At 34.4% G+C, this 6,015-nt stretch carries 6 protein-coding genes; 4 read left to right on the top strand and 2 right to left on the bottom strand.

Annotated features, from left to right (window positions below; all coding sequences use genetic code 11):
* Nucleotides 1–189: 189 nt before the first annotated feature.
* Together AC6F8J_RS06965 and AC6F8J_RS06960 are read right to left on the bottom strand one after the other, a co-directional pair.
* Nucleotides 190–1,023 carry an IS3 family transposase gene (locus AC6F8J_RS06965; protein WP_500722013.1) on the bottom strand — a complete coding sequence of 278 codons (834 nt, stop codon included), beginning with the start codon at nucleotides 1,021–1,023 and terminating at the stop codon, nucleotides 190–192.
* 8 nt (nucleotides 1,024–1,031) lie between these two features.
* Nucleotides 1,032–1,322: a transposase gene (locus tag AC6F8J_RS06960; RefSeq protein ID WP_500722012.1), complete on the bottom strand. Its 291-nt coding sequence runs from the start codon at nucleotides 1,320–1,322 to the stop codon at nucleotides 1,032–1,034.
* 87 nt (nucleotides 1,323–1,409) lie between these two features.
* Between AC6F8J_RS06960 and AC6F8J_RS06955 the strand changes: the two genes are divergently transcribed.
* From AC6F8J_RS06955 to AC6F8J_RS06940, 4 genes are all read left to right on the top strand, one after another.
* A complete protein-coding gene (locus AC6F8J_RS06955) occupies nucleotides 1,410–1,691 on the top strand; it encodes a PrgI family mobile element protein (protein WP_500722011.1) in 282 nt (93 codons plus the stop codon).
* Entirely contained in the window at nucleotides 1,600–4,032 is a 2,433-nt protein-coding gene (locus AC6F8J_RS06950) for a VirB4-like conjugal transfer ATPase, CD1110 family (RefSeq protein WP_500722010.1), read from the top strand. Before AC6F8J_RS06955 ends, AC6F8J_RS06950 begins: the two co-directional genes overlap by 92 nt.
* Before the next feature lie 112 nt (nucleotides 4,033–4,144).
* Nucleotides 4,145–4,954 carry a KilA-N domain-containing protein gene (locus tag AC6F8J_RS06945; protein WP_500722009.1) on the top strand — a complete coding sequence of 270 codons (810 nt, stop codon included), beginning with the start codon at nucleotides 4,145–4,147 and terminating at the stop codon, nucleotides 4,952–4,954.
* Nucleotides 4,955–5,083: 129 nt separating this feature from the next.
* Nucleotides 5,084–5,896, top strand: coding sequence for a hypothetical protein (locus AC6F8J_RS06940; RefSeq protein WP_500722008.1), 813 nt, complete (start codon nucleotides 5,084–5,086; stop codon nucleotides 5,894–5,896).
* Nucleotides 5,897–6,015 lie beyond the last annotated feature (119 nt).

Here is a 6,015-nt window from a genome sequence, read left to right as displayed (position 1 = left end):
TTTAAAGATTTCGAAAAATTTCTTATAACTGTTGTTTTACCGCGACCAGGACCACCGGTAATCAAACCAAAGCCTTTTGTATCTAATAAGTAATTCAATCGATAAATCACTTCTTTATATTCTGAAGTTTCAACCACAATGGTCTTATGTCAAGTTTTCGGACAAAATAAACGGAAATATTCTATTGCATTAACTCGCGAAAGTGCTCTCGTAGTCATATGGAGATATTAATCCGCAGTGATTATGAATTCTGACTGTATTGTAAAAGGTTTCTAAATACTCAAAAATTAGTTGATGTGCATGCTTTATATTCTTTATAACATAACGATTTAACCATTCTCTTTTTATAAGTGCATGAAATGATTCAATGCAGGCATTGTCCCAAGGAGTTGCTTCTAAATAACTTTTTGATACAAATTGGCAGCCCCTATCACTATGAATTAGAATGGGTTGGTTTATTTTTCGATTTTTCTTTGCATTGTTTATTGCTTTTATTACATGTTCTGTTGATAAAGTATCACCAACATGCCAACCTATGATCTTTCGAGAAAATAAATCCATAATGCTTGTTAGGTATACAAACCCTGATAGAGTATAAATATATGTAATATCCGTTACCCAAACAGCATTAGGAGCTGCTGGTGTAAATTGTCTCTTTAATATGTTAGTAAGCTTATTATCAAAGTCAGGATCGATTGTCGTACGTTTATAAGGTGTTACCCATATTGCCTTTATACCTTCTTCGCGCATATAGTTACCCACAGTCTTTTCTGCTATTATTTCACCTCTGGCATTAAGAATCGCCGTGATTTTAGGAGCGCCATATATTTGAAAAGACTCATTATAAATTTGATTGATTTTTATCTTCATCTCAACTTTACGAAGTTGTTGCTTTGATTCTTCTCGGTTGAGCCAACTATAGTAACCAGAGGTTGAAACGTCTAATATTTTAAGCACACCACTAACTGAAACTTTGCATTTCTCTGGTCGTAATTGTGATAACTCTTTAGTGCTAGAGTATATAGTATCAGTTATTTTTGTAGTATGCCTATAGCCTTTTTTAATATTTCAAGGGCATCTTTGTGGTCACGTAGTTCTTTTTTTAAAGCAGCATTTTCTTTTTCTAAATCAGAAGAACAATTCCCCAATCCAACATGCTGAACTGAACCTCCATTAGCTTCCGCATTAGATACCCATTTACTGATAGTCGATGTTGCAACTTTTAGAGACGCTCCTACTTGCTGCATTGACAGACCAGACGAGTAATAATAATTGACTGCATCTTGTTTAAATGTTGCATCGTACTTCTTATTTGATCCCATGATAGATCCTCCTAGTTTGCTTTTCTTATTATAGCTTAAACCGTAGAATCTTTCCATTCATGTTGTCCTATATATATTCTAGCATCAGTGTTTTTAATGATTGGCTGTGTACTTCCGTTTTTCTTTGTTGCGATATTCGAAAAAGATGGAATTGTATTTGAGAAGTATATGGGGCATATCATCAGACAAAAATTTGTTTATCCTAAAGTAAGACTTTATAAGTCACAAAACTTTTATGCTTACTTAAATACTGAAGAAGAAAGTGAGGGTCTAGAACTTGAGAAAAAAGCAAGCAGAAAAGCGGGAACAACAACTCGCCAAAAACCAAAAGACATTAAAAAACAACAAAAAAAACCTAAAAAAAGATAAGACCCAAAATAAGCAAACAAAGAAGCTTAAAAAAACCAAACGGAAAGTACCTAATACCGTTCAAGATACATTGGCATACAAAGCCATATTCCCTGATGGTATCTGTCAGATCAACAACCGAAAGTTTTCAAAGACCATTCAATTCTTTGATATTAATTATTTATTAGCGCAAAATGAAGATAAGACACTCATATTTGAGAACTACTGCGACTTTTTAAATTACTTTGATGCAGCCATATCGGTCCAATTGTCCTTTGTCAACATGACAGCCAATACCAATATATTTCTGGAGGCAATACGGATTGATGAGCAAGAGGATGACTTTAATACCATAAGAAAAGAATATTCCGATATGCTTCAAAATCAACTGGCTAAAGGCAATAATGGTCTTATCAAGACTAAATACATCACATTCAGTATAGAAAGTGATACTTATAGAAAGGCAAAACCAAGACTAGAACGAATCGAGATGGATATTATAAATAATTTTAAAGTCATGGGTGTTAAATCCTATGCTTTAACAGGTAAAGAAAGGGTTGAACTGCTTCATAGGATTTGCAATCAAGACACCAAGGAACAGCTCAACTTCGATTGGGATCTAGTTAAAAACGGAGGGATGAGTACCAAGGATATCATTGCACCCACATCATTTAATTTCGCCGATCCAAAGCAGCTAAAGGTTGGTAAAACGATAGGCGCAGTTAGTCACCTTCAAATACTTGCACCTGAACTGACAGATCGTATGCTTGCAGACATTTTAGATTTAAACAGTGATGTTATGGTAAATTTCCATATAAAATCAATTGATCAGAGCCAAGCTATAAAAATGATTAAGAGAAAAATCACTGACATCGACAAAATGAAGATTGAGGAACAGAAAAAGGCAGTGAGAAGTGGTTATGACATGGACATTCTTCCAACGGATCTAGTGACTTTTACGACTGAAGCCAAGAATCTACTGGAAGAGCTTCAAAGTAGAAATGAGCGATTGTTTCTTGTGACGATACTGATTTTTAATACAGCAACGACTAAGCAAAATCTTGAAAATATTGTTTTCCAGGTAGGTGGATTGGCTCAAAAGTACAACTGTGCAGTTAGGAGACTCGATTACCAGCAAGAAAATGGATTTCTTTCAACCTTACCTCTGGGTGAGAATTTTATTGAGATTAACAGGGCACTTACAACATCGAGTACAGCAATCTTTATACCCTTTACGACACAAGAGCTCTTTATGGAAGGACAGAGCTTGTATTATGGCCTCAATGCATTATCCAATAACATGATTATGGTTGATCGAAAGAAACTTAAAAATCCTAATGGACTTATATTAGGAACACCAGGCAGTGGTAAATCTTTTAGTGCAAAACGGGAGATTACCAATGCCTTTTTAATTACCAATGATGATATTTTTATATCCGATCCAGAAGCTGAATATTATCCACTGGTTCAAAAGTTAGGTGGACAAGTCATCAAACTATCGCCAAACAGTAAAGACTACATTAATCCTTTAGATATAAATCTAGACAATGGTGAAGATGACCCCATAAGAGATAAATCAGATTTTATTCTTTCACTTTGTGAACAAGTGGTGGGTGGTCGCTACGGTCTAGATGGTGAAGAAGTTTCAATCATTGACCGCTGTGTTAGAAATATGTATGAACGATACATGGAAAATCCCTTTAAAGAGAATATGCCTATATTAGAAGATTTTTATAACATTTTACTTGAACAAAATAATGATAAAGCAACAGGTATCGCTACAAGGCTTGAAATATACGTTTTAGGTTCCATGAATGTCTTTAACCATCATACCAATGTGAATATTGACAATCGCATTGTTTGTTTTGATATCAAGGAGCTTGGTAGTACGTTGAAGATGCTTGGTATGTTGATTGTTCAAGAAACTGTTTGGGGTCGTGTGGCTATCAACAGGAATTCAGGTAAATCCACGAGATATTACATCGATGAACTCCATTTACTCTTAAAAGATGAAGCCACAGCAAAGTATTCAGTAGAAATTTGGAAGCGTTTTAGAAAGTGGGGTGGTATTCCTACTGGTATCACTCAAAATGTACAGGATTTCCTTGCAAACAGGGAAGTCAGTAACATTGTAGGCAACTCTGATTTTATCTACATGCTCAATCAAAATGCAGAAGACCGAGCGGTACTAGCAAAGCAGTTGGATATATCAAAGCATCAATTATCCTATGTAACCAATTCAAATGAAGGTGAAGGGCTACTATTTTTTGGCAATGTGATTATTCCTTTTATCGATAAATTTCCTAAAGAAACCATGCTATATAGCATCATGACAACAAAACCTGAAGAGATGGGAAAGTAAAGGTTATTTTATCTGCTATATGGTATAATTTTATAGTATCATTAAGTATCAAAATAATTTTAATTCCCCCGAATTCGAGGGAATTAGAACTTGAATAGAAAGGGTGTGCACTATGGCTAAAATAAATGTAAATGATCATGAAATAACAGTAATCAGCATGAGTGATGAAGACTATATTTCATTAACGGATATGGTTAGAAATATAGATAATGGATTGGCCTTAATTGAAAAGTGGTTAAGAAATAAAAATACTATAGAGTTTTTAGGAATTTGGGAAGAAATATATAACCCTGCGTTTGATAGGGATGAATATGCGGTCATAATGAGTGAAGCAGGATTAAATCGATTTGTTATGTCAGTTAAACAGTGGTCTGAAAGAACAAAATCTAAAGGTGTCATAGCAAAAGCTGGTCGCTATGGTGGAACATACGCGCATAAGGATATTGCTTTTGAATTTGCAACCTGGATTTCACCAAGGTTTAAATTGTACTTAATTAAGGAATTCCAAAAACTAAAAGAAGAAGAACAAAAATTGATTGGCTGGTCTGCTAAAAGAGAACTGGCCAAAGTGAATTATCGTATTCATACTGATGCCATTAAACAGAATTTAATTCCAGAGACATTGTCTAAAAATCAAATCAACTTTGTTTATGCCAATGAGGCAGATGTTCTAAATGTGGCCTTATTCGGGAAAACAGCTAAAGAGTGGAGAGAAGAAAATCCAGATAAAAAGGGCAATATGCGTGATTATGCCTCAATTACTGAACTCATATGTTTATCAAACATGGAAAACATTAACTCAGTACTTATCAATGATGGTATGTCACAATCGGATAGACTCGTAAAATTAAATAAAATCGCAATCCAGCAAATGATGATTCTTGAAGATGGGAATGAATTTAACACCTTGAAAGAGTCATAAATATTACTGTGACCACGACGTTTAAAACACTTATTCTATGATAGGTGTTTTTTTAATTCCCCCGAATTCGGGGGAATTAGAATCAGAAGATACCCAAAAGTTAAATTATACTAGATTGGTGGTGGGTGATTGACGGATAAGAAAAAGCTTCATGAAAGATTCAGGAAAACGCTTAAAAAGGCACATGATGCTGAGAATCTTGAAATTGATAATGTAAGTAACCCTCAGCCAAATGAAGAACATGCTACTTCTTTTGAACATGAAAAGGCAACGCGTTTAGATGCAGTACCCAAAAGACGAATAGATGATCGACAAAACTATAAAAAGAATGATCATAAAGCAAAACCCAAAAAGAAATTTTCAACGGAAGGTCGTTATCTGCAAAAACAGCATTCAATCAAGATCAATCCTCAAAAAAGTAGCAAAGAAGCAAAATTAAAAAAACGCTTAAAAAAAGAAACTCAAAAGGTAGATCAGAGATCATCAAACTACAAAAGCTCTGCTAGCGGTATTGATAAGGATAAATCTAAAACACGTCTTGGATCAGAAAAAAACAAGACTCATAAACAAAACATGCTCCATAAACAAAACAAGCCAAGAGCCCATGAGTTTAATAAGAAGTTGTTGCATCATAAAAGACTGGCACTACCCTTTGCTATTAAAAATACAACAGATAACTATGGACGGTTAGAAGAACAAAAGGAATCTGATGAAAATTCGGCTGTACTTGCGACTGATGAAAGTGTTTCATTTGCAAGAAAAGTGATCAATAGAGCTGATAAAACAAAGCACCCTAAGTTGAGATTTGAAGCTTCCAAAGATAAGCTAAATGTCGCATCTAAACCTGAGGTGTCACAACAAAGACTGACCTACATCAAGCAGAAATATTCCACTAATAACGTAAAGCAAATAAAAAATAATCGTAACTGTTCAGTCGCATAATTAAATGAACAGATTGTTCCCTTTTCGTGAATCGGTTATATTGCTTGTTTTAAGATGATTTCGTTGTGCAAAACAGAGAAAATTATTTTTTGTTTTTGCGTCAAATCTCGTTATGTTTC

Source organism: Petrocella sp. (assembly GCF_059865615.1).
This window is presented reverse-complemented; position numbering and strand designations above follow the sequence as displayed.